A 17388-nucleotide genomic window follows, 5' to 3' on the forward strand; every position below is an offset into this window, starting at 1 on the left:
GGGCGTGGGAGATGTTCCCACGAAACGTGAGGCATGTTACCTTTCGTATCGGCCCATGAACCCGCACACCCTCCCGACCGAGGCGATTTTAAACGCCTCCGCCCATCTGCTGCGCCCTTTGGTGCGGCTGATGCTGCGCGTGGGCATTACCTTTCCGGTCCTTGCCGAGCGCTTGCGCATGCTCTTCGTCGAAGTGGCGGCCAGCAGCATCGAACAGGACAAGGCGCGGACGGATAGTCGCCTCAGCCTTGCCACCGGCATTCATCGCAAGGAAATCAGGCGGCTGCGCGAAGCCGGCGGCGGCGCACCGGTGCCGGCCCTGCGGGAGCCATCCTCCGTCACGCTCACAAGCGCGCTCATCGCACGCTGGCTTGCGACGCCGACCGATGACGTTTGGCTTCTGCCGCGCAGCGCGGCGTCGGGGCCGTCTTTCGATGCGCTGGTGCGCTCCGTCACCACCGATGTGCGGCCGCGCGCCGTATTGGATGAGTTCCTGGCCCAGGGCATCGTCACACTGGAAGCGGGCGACCGGGTGCGGTTGAATATGCAAGCCTTTATCCCGGCGCCGGGGGCGGAGGCACAGCTTTTCTACTTCGGGCGCAATCTGCACGATCATATCGCGGCGGCCGCCGCGAATGTTCTGTCAACCGATCATGCGCCTTTCCCCGATCTCAGCCTGCATTACGATCGGCTGAGCACGGGGGCGGCGGACGCTCTGGACGCGGCGGCCCGCGCGGCCTCCGCCCGGTTGATGCAGGATATCAACCGGCAGGCGGCGGCCATTGCGGCTGCCGATGATGCGTCACCGAAATCGGGACCGACGAGACGGGTCAATTTCGGCATCTATCTTTATGTCGAGGATGAGCAAGGCAAGGAAGAGCGCTCATGAAGCGCTGTCCCGCCCTTGTGACATTGGCCTGGCTGCTGACCGCCTGCACGCCACAGGCTTCGGAACTGGCAGGACCGGTGCGCTGGTCTGATGTGAACTGGCTGCATCCCGCTATGTCCGGCACGGCCTGTCGCGCGCCCGAGGGCGACGGCCAGATGCGATTGGCCGAGCGTGGTATCGGCGGCACTGGCCCTATCACCCGGCCGCCGACAGCCCCTGGTCCCACGGATAGCAAGCCGCCGACCGGGGTTGCCGCCGTCATTACCGGTTTCGGCAGTGTCTGTCTCGCGGGGTTGGAGGTTGCGCTGGCGCCGTCGCTGACGGTCACTATGGATGGTCTGACGACGAGCGAGCAAAATCTGGCGGCCGGCCAGCGGGCGGTGTTGGTCGCGACCTGGGACGGTCACCGGCCAATCACGGCCAAGGTCGCGATCCGGCATGAGATCGTGGGACCGGTGGAGCGTGAGGTAACTGACGGCATCTGGATCGTCGCCGGGCAGCTTGTCCACATCGCGCCCGGCGCCTGGGTGCAGGCGGCTTTGACACGCGGCAATTGGGTGGCGGTCAGTGGCTTGCCGCAACCGGACGGCGGTGTGCTGGCAAGCCGGATCGATACCGCTGTCGCGGGTGAGGTGCTGTTACGCGGACGACTTCAACGCAATGGACAAGACTATCGCATCGGCACGCTGGTGGTTGTGGGCGGGGATGTGGCAAGCCTTGCTGGTGAGATGGTCAGCCTGCGCGGTCGGTTGGTGGGCGATGCTCTGGCGGTGCAGCGCGCGATGCCCGATCAATTGCAGAGCGATCCTGCCGCTGCCTTCGGCCCCGGCATCAGCCATTTTGCTATTCAGGCGCTGATCAGCGGTGCGCGTGGGGGCGCTGACCCTTTCGCTGCGCATCTGGCGCTGCCGCCCGGCACGGCGCTGCCCGCCGTCGCCGAACCCGCCATTCTGGGCCTGGTAAGGGCCGGCGCGACCGGACTGGTCGCGACATCGGTGAATGTGGCGGGTGGGGAATCCGCGGACGTTGGCGGTATGACGGCACCGCGTGGCACGGCCCATCAGCCGCCATCGCCGGGCGGGCCGAGTTTCGGCCATCCGGGTGGTCCGGGTCCTGGCGGCGCCGGGCCAGGCAATGGGACAGGACCCTGAACCTGACCGGTTGCAGACACAAAAAAAGCGGCTCACGCCGCCTTTTCTGTCACGTCATCCGACCTCGAACCGATTAGCTGAACATCTCTTGCGCGATGTAATTGCCTTCCTTCGGCGCCGGAGGGGCGAAGAAAATGCCTGATCCGATATGGGCGATATATTCGTTCAACGCGTCGGAGGCGCCGAGCTTGGTCTGCAGCATCTCGAAATGCGCCGGATCGTTCTGGTAGGACATGAAGAAAAGTCCCGCATCCAGCTGGCCGAATTGGTTCAGCCCGTCCGTGTAGTTGTAGGATCGCCGCAGAATGCGGATGCCCTTGTTGTTCTCGAAGGCGGCCAGCGCAATATGCGCCGTCGGCAGAATGACGGGATTGCCGGTCGCATCGACCTTCTTGAAGTCCGGTGTGTCGAATTCCTTCGTCCCCGTCAGCGGCGCGCCGGACACCTTGTGGCGGCCGAAGACGTTGTTCTGGTCGCTGGCGCGGTCCGTATCCCAGTTCTCGATATGCATCTGGATCTTGCGCACGACTTGGTACGAACCGTAGCGCTGCCAGGCCGGCCCGTCCTTCACCCAGACGAACTGCTCGAACTCGGCATCTTCCTTCAGGTTACGCGTACCGTCCTTGAAGCCGAGCAGATTGCGCGGGGTGGATTGGCCACGGCCGGCGGACGCGCGGCCGAAACCCATGACGGTCCAGCGCGTCTGCGCACTGCCCGTGCTTTTGGCGATGCGGGCGAGGTCACGCACGGCGTGATAGGCGACCTGCGGATCATCCGCACAGGCCTGGACCGAGAGGTCGCCGCCCGTCAGCGCAGGGTCAAGCTGGTCGCTCGGCAATTGCTTCAGCTCGCGCAATAGTGGCGGCATCTGATGGCTGAGCCCGTAGATATCGCTGAAGACTTTGGGGCCAAGACCGATCGTGACGGTGAGCGAGGCGGGACCGAGGTTCAGTGCCTCGCCGGTGTCGAACCCGACGGCGCTCGGCTGCTTCGGCTCCACCTGGCCGATGGTGGCACCCTGCATCATCTGCGCGATGGCAGAGGACCACAAAGCGAGCAGCACCTGCAGGTCACCGACCTTGGCCGTCGTCAGGTCAAAGGTCATGAACATGGAGTGGCGCTGCGGTTCGGTGCTGATGCCTGCCTGCTGCGCATCGCCATAAAAGGGGTGGGTCTGGGTCAGATCCACCACATCATCACCACCGGGCGCACTGGCTTGGGGCGGCACGCCCGCAAGGGCGGCTGCATGTGCAGCCACCCCCACGGCCCCGGCGGTCGCTCCGAAGAGCATACCGCGACGGGATAGAGACGAAGGTTTCGTCAATTTATGAGCCATTACTTCTCTGCGGTTGCGACTTTTTCGCCGATCTTCGACAGCGGCTCCTGCAGGGCCTGGATGGCCTTGCTGAGTTTCGCAGCGTCGGCTGCCTTCACCTGTGCCGTATAAAGCTCGTAGCCGCCGGGCTGGCTCTTGTCACGATAGGTATCGAGCATGGCATTCACCTTCGCGAACTCGCCCTGAACGCGGGCCGTCAGGTCCGGATCGATCTTCATCATGCCGGGTTCCAGGAAGGCGAAAGCCTGCTGCGCGCCTTCGACATTGCCGGCGAAGTCGAGCAGATCGATATGGCTGAAGTCTTCTTCCTCGCCCGTCACCTTCGTTGTCTGCACTTCTTCCAGCAGATCGGCCGCGCCGTTCGCCAGGTCTTCCGGCTTATAGGTCAGCGTCGGCGTGATCTTGGCCAGCATCTCGACATGCGTCAGCAGTTCGGCCGCCTGCGCCTTGGTCTCGGCGGTGATGGCGTTGTTCTGGAACAGGTCGCGCTCGATCGCGTGGAAGCCGTGCCAGCCGACCTTGGGGTCGAGGGCGGAGGCGCGCATATCGATCAAATAGTCCAAGCTGCCGGCATTGTCGGTCGCTTTGAAGCCCGGCAGCACGAAGCTGTCGACGTCCGACTCGATACGCTCATAGAAGGGGCGGGCGAGCGGGTATTCGGCGCGCGCCTTGGCAAGGTCGCCGGCGTCGATATCGGCCTTCAGGATCTTCACCGCATCGACCATGGAGGCGGCAACGCCCGCGACATATTTGGCGTAACCGATGGTGCCGTCCTGCAGCAGCTGGGCGGTCGTGCCGGTAGCGGCCGGGGCGACTTTGCCGGTGACGGTGAAGGGCTGCAGTTCCTGGCCGGCGCCGGGGCAATAGATCTGATAGGCGCCGCCACCCAGCGTCAGCGTCAGCGCCACGGCCGGCAGACCGGGGGCGAGGTTTTCTTTCTCACCCAGGATGCGGTTGTCGCTCTGGATTTCGACTTCGGTGATGGCCGTGGCGGTCTGGTTCGTGACCGTGAAGGTGATCGGGCCGGCCTTGACTTGATCGAAATCGACCAGGCAGGCGCCGCCATTGTCACTGACCAGCGTGACATGAACCTGGCTGACGCCGTTCACCACAGGCGCGGTTTCCGCGGCGCGGGCCAAGCCGGACAGGGCCGTCGTCATAGAGAGGACAGCGCCGAAACCGGCAGCGAGCAGCAGCGGACGACGGAGGCTATTCTGCAGCATGCGTATTTCCTTTGGACAGGCGATGGTTGTTCGAGGGCTGGCGCGCCTTGGCCGCCGCCGAGCGATTGAGCGCACGGGTTTTCGCACTGGCGGCTAAGGCGAGGAAAAGGGCGACGAGGGCGAGCAGGGCCGGCAGCACCAGCGCCCAGAAGGCGCGTTCTCGCTGGGCGGCCTCAAGGCGGCCGAGGGTGACGGAGACATCGGCGGCGTAGTCACCGGTGATCTGCCAGTTGCCGTTGGCATTGTCGGCAACCGTGAGCGTCCGTGGGTCGGAGAGGCCGCTGCCCGAAAGCTGCACCACCGTCGTATCGGATTGCGCGGCATCCAGCAGCATGCCGCCAGCGGTGGTCCAAACGTCAGTGGTGCGGGTGTTGGTCCATTGCGCGTCATAGGGGCCGGGATGGATGCGGAAGTTCAGGCCGATCGGGGCGCGCCCGCCGTTCAGGTCGAAGACCTGATCGATGGTCAGTGTGGCGGGGGCATTGGCCGGCTTGCCGCTTGAGGTCAGATGCCAGCGCTGTGCCGGCATGCCTTCGTGACTGGCGGCTTTAGCCTGCGCCGCAGGAAGCGCGACCCGGCTGTCCTGGCCTTTGATCGTCAGCACCAGGGCCTGACCGTGGGCCGAGAGCTTGGCGGTGCCGAGAGAGGTCTGTGTGTTGTCGGATGCGACCAGAGCCGCTGCCGGCAGCGGGCCGGGACGAGCTGGCGGGTAGAGCAAGGCCAGACCGGTCGCGAGGACCAGAAGTGCGACGGCGATGGTGTAGCGAAGCTGCACCGCGCCACGGGCGGACGGGCGACGGGACTGCGGCCAATAAACGTAAAGGGCGACGGGGATGAGATAGGCGAACCAGCCAAGGACCTCGACAAGCCGCGGATCGGTCGGGATGCCGAGCACGCCGGTGATCAATGCCGATTGCACAGTGCCGGGGGCGACCAGCCAAGCGAGATTGACCGTCATCTGCTGCCCGGCATTCAGCCAGCCGGCCTCGTGGCTGGTGCGCAGCGCGGTGATGACCAGCCCGGCCGCGACCAGGATGAGGAAGCCGCCGGTAATGCGGAAAAACCGGGACAGATTGATCTTCACGCCACCGACATAAATGCCCCAGCCGATGATGACGGCCAGCGCCACGCCGAGCACGGCGCCGGTTGCGGCCAGAACGGCCGATTGCGCGGCCGAGAAGGTGGCGAGCAGGAAGACCGCGGTCTCGAACCCTTCCTTCAGCACGGCGAGGAAGGCCATGCCAGCCAGGGCGAAGGCGCTGGTCTGGCTCAAAGCCTCGGCGGCTTGCGCTTCCAGCTCCCGCTTCATGCTGCGGGCATGCTTGTTCATCCAGGCGATCATGCCGGTGACGAAGAAGATGGCGATGGCGCCGATGACGCTCTCCATCCCTTCCTGCGCGGCCTGGGGCAGGGCCTGTTCGACCAGGTCCAGCCCGACGCCGACGAGGATGGACAGAAAGATGGCGAGCGCGACACCCGCCCACATGGCGGTGAGGCTGCGGCCGTTATTGCGCAGGAAGGCCGCGATGATGCCAACGATCAGCGCCGCTTCCAGACCTTCACGCAGGCCGATGACGAAAGTCGCAAGCATCGCTTCGCTTCGGCGGGGGTCCGCCGCCTCTGTCCGCAAGATGAGGGGGTAGGCTGGCCAATGGCCCGGATAGCGCCGGCGGGCAGGAGCCCGAGAGCGTCGTTGGTTCTTCCGTTAGATCGCTATCTCGGTGATCCCTAGCCTCCGTTTGGGCGAACGCGTGAGTGAGTACGAAGCTGGAATATCCGGCTGCCGTCGACAATGCAAGTCATTCGCAATCGCGACCCGAACCCTCAGACCTAAGGCCTGCCGGGTTGAGAGGTCGCGCCGTCCGGACTCCAGACGCCGGTCGTGGGGCGGCGCCGCGGATCGATGGCGGTCTCATCCTTGAACGCGGGGGCAGCTCGATCGCGGGCTGGTTCCTGCCCGACGTGTCAGCGAGTTCGGCCTGACGGCCCAGGTCCAACTGCCTAGGTCATCGGGGTGAAACCTAGAGCACTCAGTCTAGTATTACGCGCCAGTGTTGATGGCGATACTTCCCCGTTTACAGATTGGTGAAAATGTTGACGAGATAACCTGACGATTTCAGGGATGGATATTGCTTTGAATTGTTGATTTTTTTTACGGTGATGAGGCAGCATCCTAGCGTAACGCTTCAAAGACATGCGGTGACCGTGGAATGAATCTGACTTTCTTAGGTTTGTGCGTCAGCACCGCAAGCGGGCCTCACTTCCTGCACGATCAAGGAATCCTGGCGCTTTCTTATTGTGTTGCCGTCATTGGCAGTTATGCCGCGCTCGACATGACCGAACGGCTGAACAATGCCAGCCCGCCTTCTGCATATTTTTGGTTGATCGGCAGTGCGCTGACCCTCGGCGGCAGCATCTGGTCGATGCATTTCATCGGCATTCTTGCGGTGCGCGCGGTCTTTCCGATGGATTATAATCCCGGACTGACCGTCATTTCCTTCCTCATCGCCGTGCTTGCTTGCGGTGTGGGACTCGAAATCGTGCGCGGCACCGACGCCCCCAGCCGGCGTCAGCTTTGCGGTGCGGGCCTGACGGTCGGCATCGGTGTCGCGGCCATGCATTACACGGGCATGCAGGCACTGGAACTGCCCGGTACACTATCCTACACGCCGGGTTTCTTTTGCCTGTCGATCCTGATTGCGATCGGCGCGGCGACGGCGGCCTTCTGGCTTTCCCGCAACGCCAAGCTCAATTGGCAAAGGGTCATTGCCGCTTTGATCATGGGGGCCGCCATCTGCGGTTTGCATTACGCGGGCATGGCGGCGACCGTCATTCATTTCGGGGCAGAGATTGCGGATGAAGGCGGGATTTCGCGCAACCCGCTGACGCTGGCCGTCGCTGGCGTCACCATCTCTCTGCTTGGGCTGGCCCTTGTCTGCAATGCGGCGGATCGCAATAAGGCCGTCGCCGCACAACGGGAGACCAACATTCTTCTTGCCTCGACGCGCGAGATTGTCGGTCGTCTGTGTGCGGCCGGCGAATTCCGCGATGACGATACCGGCAATCACGTCATAAGGCTTGCGCGGATTGCCAGCCGCCTTGCCGAGCTGGCGGGAACCGGTGCGGGTTTTGCCAGGCAGATCCTGGAGGCAGCCCCTTTGCATGACATCGGCAAGATCGGAATTCCGGACCGGATTCTGTTGAAGCCGGGCGCCTTGACGGATGAGGAACGGGTCAGGATGCAGACCCATACCAGCATCGGCCATAATCTGCTGAGCGGCAGCGGGATGCCGCTGCTCGATTTCGCGGCTGAGATTGCATTGACGCATCACGAGAAATGGGACGGTAGCGGCTATCCGCGCGGGTTGCGGGGGGAGACGATCCCGCTTGCAGGCCGCGTTGTCGCGATCGCGGATGTCTTCGATGCGCTGCTGTCGAAGCGGCCTTACAAAAGGGCTTGGTCGGCCGATGAAGTCGAATCCTATCTGCGCCGGGAGTCCGGGCAGCATTTCGATCCGCGGCTGACATCGGTTTTTCTCGCAAATTTCCCTGAGATGATCAGAATCCGGGGCTTTGCTGATGAGGCGCAGGTTGCGTTGGGCGGTTCCCCGGTCATCGGAAGCAAAGCATCAGCTTAAGGCAAGCCTCCTGGCGGATAGTTCCGTTCATTCAGCAGATTTGTTAAATCAGCGAGGATGGGAAAAGTCCCCGGCCAGATTTATTAGCCGAGGTGATAGGACCTACCCCATAAGTCTAGTCTCGAATAGGGAGTTTGGTCGGGTTGTATTTCTTATAATTAAGATCGATATAATAACAATTTTATTATTCGATCTGAATTTAGAATAAATTAACCAATTTTCGTTAGCATCGACGGATCGTTTTGATCGGGATCACCTGCCGATAAGAGTTCGGATGCCATAGAGCAGAACGACAAAGAGCAAACAGATATTCGTCAAACATTGCCGGCTTGAGATGAGGACAGTAATGGCTAGCAACAAGAAGCAGTTTTCAATGGTTCGCGCCTTAGGCCTCGCAATCCTTGGCGTTTGTCTATCAGGAACGGTCGCGTCGGCGGCGACGGCGACCTCGTCATTTACCGTCACGGCATCGGTTGCATCAAGCTGCACGGTCGGTGCAACCAATATTGCATTCGGTGCCTATGTACCGACTGCAGCCTCGGTCGGCAATTCAACGATTACCGCTACCTGCACGTCTGCAGTCACCCCAAGCGTGACGCTTGGCTTTGGCAATGCCGGCAGTTCGCTGCCGCGCTATATGGCGAGTGCCACCACGTCGACCAGCCATCTGCCTTACTACCTTTTTCAGGATTCGATGCTGAGCGTGCCCTGGGGCCTGACCTCGAACCAAACCGTCACGATGTCGAGTTCCACCGGCATCGGCACAATTACCGTCTACGGGCAGATCCCGGCGAATGAATTTGTGCCGGCGGCGACCGACTATACCGACACGATCAATGTCACCTTGACTTACTGATCCTTGGTGAAACGCAAGCGGACCAAAGAATGGGGAAACCTGCCTTGTGGTACAGGGTCTATGCCTTAAGGGGATGTATGCGCTGCTTTTAGCGACAGCGGGTTTCGTCTGCCTTGAGAGCGGCAAATGCGCAGGGATTTCTGAGGCGCAATTTGACGTCACCGCCCAAGTCAACGGCTCCTGCACGGTGAATATGAATTGGCTTTTATCCGTAACCGATCATGTGACCGCATCCCTATGCGAAGACGGAACGCCGGTTCAGATTTATGTCAACCTTGCTTACAAGCAGGAAAACCATAAGGCCCGCACGGCGATGCGGGGAACAGGTGCGGGCATCCCGGCGGGTGGCGTGGAATCCTGTGGTGCTGAGACCAGCTCAAACCCCAGCGATGACAATGCCCAATCCGGTGCAGGGGTGCCGTTTGATACAAGTGCTTGGGCTCAAGGCAGACCGTCGCGTCTGGCCGTCGTTTCCGCCTGCTTCTAAATCTCGGGCAAATCATGAAGCGTCGTACTGTGATGATTGTTACGGCCGGTCTTCTGATGGAGACTCGCCTTGCTTTTGCGCAGCCAGGAAAGCTTGGCCAGGATGTGCAGATTTCGCCAACGATGCTGGCTTTGGGCCAGATTGGGGACACCGCAATTTGCACCATTTTCAATAATGGTACGGCGCCGACCAGTTCACAAATCCGGATAAAATCCTGGCGTCAGGAAGCGGGTCAGGATGTTCTGGATGACACAACCGATATCGTCGCCAGTCCGCCTTTCATGACGGTGCAGCCGAACCAGCAGCAGGTCGTTCGTGTCGCTAATCTCAGCGCCACGGCCGGTGCGACCGAACTCTCGTACCGCCTGCTGTTGAACGAACTGCCGTCCCCCGGATCCTTGACGGGTGTCGGCATTCAGATGTTGCTGGCGTTCAGCTTGCCCTTGTTCATTTCGGGCAGTGACGCGGCACCGCCCCAGCTTCAAGCCCAGTTCCTGCGTGGATCCGATGCTATTATTTTGCGGCTGAGCAATAGCGGCGATGTGCATATACGCCTGGCTGATTTGGCCTATCACACAAAAGCTGGCGCCCGGGTGATGGAACTCCCCGGTCTGTCAGGCTATGTCCTCGCAAGATCGACCAGAGACCTCTATACTAAATTGAGCGGACTGCCGCCGGCTGGCGGCCGCTTCACGGTCAGCGACAATGGCGTGGAGCGCCCGCTCTCGGTGTCGCTGATGCCGAGCGATTAGCTGACTGAATGGTATGGTCTGTCGCTCGCGCGATGAGCGATCGTGATGTGCGCCAAGGCCAGACTGCCAGGGCCGTGCCGATAGGTCGCAATGTCGGCAGGCGCAATCAGACCAAGCGTTGCAAGCGTCTGAACCGACTGGCCTGTATCATTTGCGTTGCGGTTTGCGCTTTTGGTGCAACGACGTCCGTCTGGGCGGCTGCATCGCCTCAAAATATTTTATATCTGCAGCCGGTGGTCGACGGCCGCAGCCTGGCTGGATTTCTGCCTGTCGTGATGACGGCGGGTGGCATAAGGATCAAGAGCGCCGACATGGAAAAGCTCGGCATATCCGGTCAAGTGGGTGTCGCGGCGGGGGCAGGGTACAGACTTATCCCAGCCTCCGGGCCGGTCAGCGCGGTGATTGACAATGCGACGCAGACGATCGTCTTCACGCTCCCTGCCAAGTATATTTTGCCGAGCATCACCAATCTGAGCGGAAACTCGCCCATTCAGGCACCGGCGACGGCGGCGACGGGCGCCTATTTCAACTATAATCTGGGCGTAACGACACCGTTTTCGGGCTCCAATGGCGAGAGCAATGCCTCTCTGCTCGGCACCATAAACGGGGTCCTGTTTTCGCCATGGGGGATGCTGATATCGCAGACAGGACTTCAGCTTCCGTCCGTTCCCGGCAGCGATCAGCCGGCTGTCGCCCGGCTGTCGACGACCTATGAATATGACGATGTTCAAGCCCCGCGTGCCATTCGCCTTGGCGACGTCATCACGACGCCGCCCGGTTGGGCGAGAGGCAATCTGATGGGCGGCTTCCAGATTGCGAGCGACTATAGCGTGCTGCAGCCCAGCACTGTCATTTTTCCGACACCGCAGATCGGCAGCAATCTGTCGCTGCCGTCGGCCGTGTCCTTGCTGGTCAATAGCGCCCAGGCCTATAACGGCAATCTGAACGCTGGGCCTTTCGCCTTGGTCGGGATTCCGGTTTTGAGCGGTCTTAACAGCATCACCGTCCAGACCCGCAGTCCAAGTGGGCAGGTTAGCTCGCAAACCTTGCCGTTTTACGTCAGCGCCACGATGTTGAAGGCAGGTTTGACGACCTATGCCGGTACGGTCGGATATCTTCGGCAGAATTACGGAACCTTGCAGGATGGGTATAGTATTCCGGCGACCGACGATACGATAAGCCACGGCATTTCCAACGACTATACGGGCACGCTTCACCTGGAGGCCTCCCCGAGCCTGGCCTTGTTCGGGGCAACACTCGAAACCTCCGGCTTTTTCGGCGATGTCTCGGTCTCTGCCGCCGGCAGTGCGCATCAGGGGGCTTTGGGAACGCTGGCTTCCGTCAATTACACAAGATCAGGCAATAAGCTCAGCCTATCCGCGGGTGCGACCTTGGCGAGCCCAGGCTATTACGATCTGGCGGCGGAGAACGGTGCCCCTTTTCCAAGGCTGAACTGGTATCTGTCGGCGGGATTATCCTTGCCCTATCATCTTGGCAATCTCAATGCGGCCTATACCGCGCAGGTGGCGACGCCAACCGCCGAGACACCGAATGAATATTCCTATTATGGACTGCAGCAATCGGTGCCGGACGGCGACAGCCAGTTTCTTGTTATATCATACAGCAAAATATTCTGGGATGACTGGTCTCTCAATGTCTCGGCTTTTGCGGGACAAAGCGAGAGCCAGTCCGAGACAACCAGATCCAACGGCATCGATATCAGTCTGAGTTTTCCGCTCGGCGGAACACCGCGCGGTGGCCTGTCACTCGGCGCAGGCTCGTCCCAGGGACCGCAATATGGTCAAAGCTTCTCCGACTTGCCGCGCACGCAATATGGCTATGGCGTACAGCTTCAGAATCAGATCGGAAATTATGGATCGTCCTATGCGCTGTTCCAGGCCAATACGCATCTGTCGAATGTTTCGGTAACATTGGCCCGGTTTGACGATCAGGAATCAGCGCAGCTTCTTGCCAATGGCAGCATTGCCATGCTCGACGGCATCCATTTCAGTTCGCCGACGCGATCCGCCTTCGCCTTGGTCGATGTCGGCTATCCTGATATCCCGGTTTCGCTCTTCAATCAGCCGATCGGGAAGACGGATGCGAGCGGCAAGGTCTTCGTTCCTGGTCTGACCTCCAACTATCCAAACCTCATATCGCTCGATCCAAAAGATCTGCCGCTCTCCGCCAATTTCAAGACGAATTCCATCGCGGTCGTGCCGCCGCTCTATGGCGGTGTCGTCGCGCATTTCCCAAGCAAGCCGATTACGGATGTGATGATCCGCATTACCGAGCCGGATGGTTCCTTTCCGGCACCGGGATCGTTGATCTATCTCAAAGGTTCCGATAGCCCCAATACGGTGATCGGCTATGACGGCGAGGCGCTGATTGTCAATGCACCCAAGCATTTGGAAGGCTATGTTCTGACGTCCAGGACAAAATGCCGGCTTTCGGCAAATCTGTCGGTCACCACGGATCATTACTTGAAAGGTCAGTCGGTCAAATGCTTGCCGTGAGGGTCGTTTTGGGTGTCGCGACATCGCTTCTTGTCCTGCTGCCAGGATCGGGTAAGGCTGCGGTCTGCAATGGTGGCCTGATCGGGGGGCTTTTCGCGGGCACGCCAGGAATCACGGCCAATGCCATCGTCTTCGGCCCCTATTATGGTTCGACAGGGACCGCCGTGACGGCGGTGAATACGATAACAGTGACATGCGTCGGAGCGCTGCTGCCGATTGGGCCGACACTGCCGGCCTTCACCATTGCGTTGAGCATGGGTAACGCGGCCAGCTATGGCCCGCGCACCATGACAGGCACGACAACACCGCTCTCCTACAATATCTATACCACCGCGGCCTTGACCAATGTCTGGGGCAATGGAACCGGCAGCACGCTGCAATCGGGCGGCAATGCGGGTGCATCGACGCAAAGCTTCACGGGCTTCGGGGCAATTCCCGCGCATCAATTCGTCAAGGCCGGCAGCTATTCCGACATGATCACGGTGACCGTGACTTATTGAGTTTCCAGGCAGATCGGCGCCCACAAGCTCCTTTCCCCATAATCGGCCAGGTTAACGAATAAGTGAAGTATCAACCAAAAGGATTAATTAGGGCCTATTTGTATAAGGAGACAGGTCATCCTACTTCCGCTTAGGCTTTCATAGCTTAGGAAGCCTAGGAAATGCTCAATCAAAAGGTCCAGTCCAGGAGATTAAGCTTGACGGATTGCCTGATCATTGGCGCTGGCCCCTATGGCCTGTCACTTGGGGCCTATCTGCGTTCGCGCAATCTCGACTTCAGAATTGTCGGAGCGGTCATGGGCGCTTGGGCCGATAATATGCCGGAAGGCATGTATCTGAAGTCCGAGGGTTTCGCATCCGGCTTGTATGAGCCGAGCCGAAGCTTCACGCTCGGCGCCTATTGCGAAGCGGAGTCCATTCCCTACGCGCATACCGGCATCCCGGTGAGTAAGGAGATTTTCATAGGCTATGGCCAAGCGTTTCAAAAACGCTTTCTGCCTGGTCTGGAAAACAGGATGGCGATCGGCATCACGCGAACGAAGATCGGCTTTCTGACGAAATTTGCCGATGGCGGCGAGATCGCATCGCGCCAGGTCGTTATCGCAGCCGGCGTTCGAAACTATTCCCAGCGCCCCGCCGCTTTCGAGAACCTACCGGGGACGATCTGCAGCCATAGTTCGGATCATAGCGATTTCACTCAATTCGCAGGCCAGGACTTGGCTGTTATCGGTGGTGGCTCCTCGGCCATGGATGTGGCGGCCGCGCTCAGGCGGTGCGGCGCGCATGTCACGGTGATCGCAAGACGCAAAACCGTTCGATTCCAGACGCCGCTCGGTCAGCGGTCCCTGCGCGACAAGATCCGCGCACCGATGACAGCGCTCGGGCCGGGCTGGAAATCAGTGCTCTGCACGCGCGCGCCAATGGTGTTCCATCATATGCCCGACAGATTCCGCACGGAAATCGTGCGTCGTTATCTCGGGCCCGCGCCGGCATGGTTCGTGCGCGATGAAGTGGAGGGGCATGTCCGGATCGTCACGGGAACGGTCGTGGCAGATGCGATCGAGGCCGGCGGGCAGGTCTTGCTCACGACGCGCAGCGAAGACGGTGGAGTCAACACGCTCACGGTGGATCACGTCATTTGCGCCACGGGCTATAAAGTCGAAGTCGGGCGCAACACATTTCTGAACGATGTCATGGTCGGTGCCATCCGTGACGTTGACGGCGCACCAAAATTGTCACGAAATTTTGAGACATCGGTGCCTGGGCTCTATTTCATCGGCCCGGCGGCGGCCAATAGCTTTGGCCCGGTGATGCGGTTTGCCGCCGGAGCGGAATTCACGGCGCAGCGGCTTTCACGGCATCTTGGTGCATCCAGGCCGGTCGGACGCCCAGGGCAACACGCGGCCGCGCAGCCGAAGGAGCCGATGCCTCGCTCCTTCGCCTTGGACGCTTAGATGTGCTGACGACCGGCGAGAGCTATGGGACTGCGCAAAAGGGTGTTCGTGCGCGGATATTATTCGTAGCGCTGACCAATGATGTTGGTATCGACAAGCTCCCCTCGGCCCTGGGCGGGCTGGGCGCCGCTTGCGCGGTTCTTTGCCCGCCGGGCTTTTACTGCGCGGAATCGCGGTTCATGGGGCGCCGGTTCGCCCTGCCGGCACAGCGGGGTGCTTGGCTTGCGCTGCCATTCATCCGCAGCAGGCTCGAAGCCGCCGCGCGGGAATGGGATGCGGACCTGATCATTGCATTGGATGACATGGCGGCACTCTGTCTGCGCGCGATCGCCACATCCGTCGCCGTCAGCTCCGGCCTCCGGACCTTGCTCGAAACCTCGTTCGGATCGCCTCGCGGCTATTCTGCTGTCTGCAGCCGCGCTGAACTGATGCAGGTCGCATCGACGCTTGGGCTGCGCTTGCCGCGCTTTTGTGTCTCGGATGATCCCTCTGTTGTGTTGCAACATGCGGCGGCCTGGGGCTATCCAGCGGTCCTTAAGGTCGAAAATACCTGCGGCGGCCATGGTGTCACGATTGCCAGAACCCAGGATGACCTGCGCGTGGCGATGGCAACGGCACGCGGCGCCACGTCCTGGAAGCGGCTGCGCGGCGCCATGCGCAGGAAAATCTGGGGCATGGCGGGATTGACAGGGGCCGTCGGAACCTCGCCCGTTTTGCAGTCCTACCTTCCCGGTGTTCCGGCGATGCGCACGGTCCTTGCCTGGAAGGGCGAGGTTCTGGACGGTGTCAGCTTCGTCGCGGAACAGAATAATCCGGCCCCCACCGGACCCAGCACGGTGGTGCGCCCTATCGAGAATGCGGATATGGCCGAGGCGTCGCGCCGGCTGGTCGCGGCCTTGGGCTGTTCCGGCTTTGTCAGTTTCGATTTCATGTTGGAGCCAGCGACAGGTCAGGCCTCGCTGATAGAATTAAATCCCCGTCCCATCGGCACGTCGCATCTCGGGCGGCTATTCGGGCATGATCTTTGCGCACGGCTCATGCAATGCCTGGATGAGCGCTTTGTGCCGCCAGCACCTGTGCAATCTCAGCCGCCACAGGCTGTGGCGCTCTTTCCGAAGGAGATCGAGCGCGCCCCTCATGATCTGGCGCGCCTCCGGAAGGCCGGCATCTATCACGACTTGCCTTATGACGAGCCGGGGGTGATGGCAGCCTATCTGAGGCGCCTATCCGTGATCCATCCACAGGAATTTCCGGAGATTCTGCGTGATATCGGTGCGGCCAGGGCGGCGGTGTCGGCAGTGCCGGCCAGGCGTGCCGTGCCGAGCGGGCTGAGAACAGCCGACAGGGGCTGGTTGCAGCAACCTTGCCGACATTATGCCGAGCCCCGCCGGCATGCCTGACAACGGGTGGCGCAGCTTCTGACGGCAGAGATCACGCGGTCTCGGCGTTAAGCGTTTCCGGCGATGGCCTGCCGCGGCCTTGCCATGCGGCGGCGCATGAAACGTCGCAGCGGCAGGTCGTAGAGGGTGAGCGCGCCGTAGGAGACAGCAAGCACGATCACCGCCTCCACCAGGGCAAAGGCAATCGATCCTCCGAGGCCGAAATGCTTGCGCTTCAGCACTTCCTCGCCGATGCGCAGGATAGGGCTTTGCAGGATATAGAGCGGATAGGACAGCGTGCCGAGGAGACGGAAAAAGCTTGACGCTTTGGCCCCGACCTCGCTCGCCGCACCCAGGACGATGATAGCGGGGAACAGCAGGATCACATAGGGCAGGGTGAACAGCCCGGCATGCCAGGGCGGCAGCATGATGAAGGCGATCAGGACGACAATGAGGCTTGTGGCAAGCAGGGGCGCATGCCGCGGGCGGCGGCGGAACCGGAAAATCAACACGCCGGCAAAGAAGGGAAACAGCACGCGTCCAAAGCCATAGACGAAATTGTCCTTGTCGTAGCCGCCGTAGATGTCGCCATGCGCGAGCGCCATGGCGATCAGCAGAAGGGCCGTGAACCCGACCACGCCGATCAGCACGCGGGTCGTGAGCTTCGGCGCCAGGACAGCGAAGACGGCATTCGCGAAGATCTCGAAGGTCAGCGACCACTGCGCCATGTTGAAGGGGAAAGCCGTGCCCCATTGGCTGAAGACATAGGAGGGCAGCAGCAGCAGGCCCAGAAACCCGCTGAGGGCGATCTGCTGATAGGTCACATCGTGTTTGATATGGGCGGCCAGAAACCCGAGCAGGATGCCCATGGATGTGCCGACAAACAGCAATGGGTAAAGGCGCACGAATCTGATCCAGGCAAAGGCTTTCAGGGTCATTGTGCCGGCCCGCAGCTTCGGTTCGTAGGCGAAGGCGATCACGAAACCGCTGAGCATGTAGAAAAAGTCGACGGCCAGACCCGCGAAGGGAAACTTGCCCAAAACATGCTGCTGCACGAGATGGAAACCCAATACGGAGAGCGCGCCAAACCCGCGCAAGCCGTCCAGCACGGCAAACTGATGTTTTTTTGTGGTCGGCAAAAGCATAGGACAGACCCTTCTGAAGCCTATCCGTCTTAGAAGAGGCTTCCGAAAGTCTGTAATCCGCA

At 61.0% G+C, this 17388-nt stretch carries 14 protein-coding genes; 10 read left to right on the plus strand and 4 right to left on the minus strand.

From position 1 onward, the window contains the following. Positions 1–55: 55 nt before the first annotated feature. Together ACELLULO517_RS15000 and ACELLULO517_RS15005 are read left to right on the plus strand one after the other, a co-directional pair. A complete protein-coding gene (locus tag ACELLULO517_RS15000; RefSeq protein WP_227308225.1) occupies positions 56–889 on the plus strand; it encodes a DUF6502 family protein in 834 nt (277 codons plus the stop codon). Next, on the plus strand, positions 886–2040 hold the full coding sequence (locus ACELLULO517_RS15005; RefSeq protein WP_227308226.1) for a DUF5666 domain-containing protein: 1155 nt from the start codon (positions 886–888) through the stop codon (positions 2038–2040). The genes ACELLULO517_RS15000 and ACELLULO517_RS15005 overlap by 4 nt, the downstream gene beginning before the upstream one ends. Positions 2041–2113: 73 nt before the next feature. Here ACELLULO517_RS15005 and ACELLULO517_RS15010 read toward each other — a convergent pair whose 3' ends face one another. From ACELLULO517_RS15010 to efeU, 3 genes are all read right to left on the minus strand, one after another. Continuing rightward, positions 2114–3298 carry a Dyp-type peroxidase gene (locus ACELLULO517_RS15010; RefSeq protein ID WP_227308227.1) on the minus strand — a complete coding sequence of 395 codons (1185 nt, stop codon included), beginning with the start codon at positions 3296–3298 and terminating at the stop codon, positions 2114–2116. Between the two features lie 77 nt (positions 3299–3375). Further along, complete coding sequence (efeO, locus tag ACELLULO517_RS15015) at positions 3376–4599, minus strand: iron uptake system protein EfeO (RefSeq protein WP_227308228.1); 1224 nt, start codon at positions 4597–4599, stop codon at positions 3376–3378. Next, positions 4586–6190: an iron uptake transporter permease EfeU gene (gene efeU, locus ACELLULO517_RS15020; RefSeq protein ID WP_227308229.1), complete on the minus strand. Its 1605-nt coding sequence runs from the start codon at positions 6188–6190 to the stop codon at positions 4586–4588. The genes efeO and efeU overlap by 14 nt, the downstream gene beginning before the upstream one ends. Positions 6191–6980: 790 nt before the next feature. On the opposite strand from efeU, the gene ACELLULO517_RS15025 reads away from it, so the two are divergent. The 8 genes from ACELLULO517_RS15025 to ACELLULO517_RS15060 all read left to right on the plus strand — a co-directional run bounded on the left by ACELLULO517_RS15025 (position 6981) and on the right by ACELLULO517_RS15060 (position 16202). Next, on the plus strand, positions 6981–8237 hold the full coding sequence (locus ACELLULO517_RS15025) for an MHYT domain-containing protein (RefSeq protein WP_227308230.1): 1257 nt from the start codon (positions 6981–6983) through the stop codon (positions 8235–8237). A 346-nt stretch (positions 8238–8583) separates the two neighbouring features. Next, positions 8584–9093, plus strand: a complete 510-nt coding sequence (locus ACELLULO517_RS15030) for a Csu type fimbrial protein (protein WP_227308231.1) — start codon at positions 8584–8586, stop codon at positions 9091–9093. Positions 9094–9166: 73 nt separating this feature from the next. Next, positions 9167–9580 (plus strand): hypothetical protein, encoded by a 414-nt coding sequence (locus ACELLULO517_RS15035; RefSeq protein WP_227308232.1) that lies wholly within the window; start codon positions 9167–9169, stop codon positions 9578–9580. Between the two features lie 14 nt (positions 9581–9594). Then, positions 9595–10332, plus strand: a complete 738-nt coding sequence (locus ACELLULO517_RS15040) for a fimbrial biogenesis chaperone (protein WP_227308233.1) — start codon at positions 9595–9597, stop codon at positions 10330–10332. Between the two features lie 311 nt (positions 10333–10643). Continuing rightward, positions 10644–12848 (plus strand): fimbria/pilus outer membrane usher protein, encoded by a 2205-nt coding sequence (locus tag ACELLULO517_RS15045; protein WP_227308234.1) that lies wholly within the window; start codon positions 10644–10646, stop codon positions 12846–12848. Further along, positions 12836–13348, plus strand: coding sequence for a spore coat protein U domain-containing protein (locus ACELLULO517_RS15050; protein WP_227308235.1), 513 nt, complete (start codon positions 12836–12838; stop codon positions 13346–13348). Before ACELLULO517_RS15045 ends, ACELLULO517_RS15050 begins: the two co-directional genes overlap by 13 nt. Before the next feature lie 197 nt (positions 13349–13545). Continuing rightward, a complete protein-coding gene (locus ACELLULO517_RS15055; protein ID WP_227308236.1) occupies positions 13546–14802 on the plus strand; it encodes an NAD(P)-binding domain-containing protein in 1257 nt (418 codons plus the stop codon). A gap of 2 nt (positions 14803–14804) precedes the next feature. Further along, on the plus strand, positions 14805–16202 hold the full coding sequence (locus tag ACELLULO517_RS15060) for an ATP-grasp domain-containing protein (RefSeq protein ID WP_227308237.1): 1398 nt from the start codon (positions 14805–14807) through the stop codon (positions 16200–16202). Between the two features lie 47 nt (positions 16203–16249). Here the strand turns inward: ACELLULO517_RS15060 and ACELLULO517_RS15065 are convergent, their stop codons facing one another. Next, positions 16250–17326 carry an acyltransferase family protein gene (locus ACELLULO517_RS15065; protein ID WP_227308238.1) on the minus strand — a complete coding sequence of 359 codons (1077 nt, stop codon included), beginning with the start codon at positions 17324–17326 and terminating at the stop codon, positions 16250–16252. Between the last annotated feature and the right edge of the window lie 62 nt (positions 17327–17388).

Source organism: Acidisoma cellulosilyticum, assembly GCF_020621385.1.
GTDB classification, from domain to species: domain Bacteria; phylum Pseudomonadota; class Alphaproteobacteria; order Acetobacterales; family Acetobacteraceae; genus Acidisoma; species Acidisoma cellulosilyticum.

Excerpts from the sequence above, each read along its gene's own strand:
- ACELLULO517_RS15000 (WP_227308225.1), top strand. The coding sequence starts at position 56 with ATGAACCCGCACACCCTCCCGACCGAGGCGATTTTAAACGCCTCCGCC.
- ACELLULO517_RS15005 (WP_227308226.1), top strand. The coding sequence starts at position 886 with ATGAAGCGCTGTCCCGCCCTTGTGACATTGGCCTGGCTGCTGACCGCC.
- efeO (WP_227308228.1), bottom strand. The coding sequence starts at position 4,599 with ATGCTGCAGAATAGCCTCCGTCGTCCGCTGCTGCTCGCTGCCGGTTTC.
- efeU (WP_227308229.1), bottom strand. The coding sequence starts at position 6,190 with ATGCTTGCGACTTTCGTCATCGGCCTGCGTGAAGGTCTGGAAGCGGCG.
- ACELLULO517_RS15030 (WP_227308231.1), top strand. The coding sequence starts at position 8,584 with ATGGCTAGCAACAAGAAGCAGTTTTCAATGGTTCGCGCCTTAGGCCTC.
- ACELLULO517_RS15035 (WP_227308232.1), top strand. The coding sequence starts at position 9,167 with ATGTATGCGCTGCTTTTAGCGACAGCGGGTTTCGTCTGCCTTGAGAGC.
- ACELLULO517_RS15040 (WP_227308233.1), top strand. The coding sequence starts at position 9,595 with ATGAAGCGTCGTACTGTGATGATTGTTACGGCCGGTCTTCTGATGGAG.
- ACELLULO517_RS15045 (WP_227308234.1), top strand. The coding sequence starts at position 10,644 with ATGGAAAAGCTCGGCATATCCGGTCAAGTGGGTGTCGCGGCGGGGGCA.
- ACELLULO517_RS15050 (WP_227308235.1), top strand. The coding sequence starts at position 12,836 with ATGCTTGCCGTGAGGGTCGTTTTGGGTGTCGCGACATCGCTTCTTGTC.
- ACELLULO517_RS15065 (WP_227308238.1), bottom strand. The coding sequence starts at position 17,326 with ATGCTTTTGCCGACCACAAAAAAACATCAGTTTGCCGTGCTGGACGGC.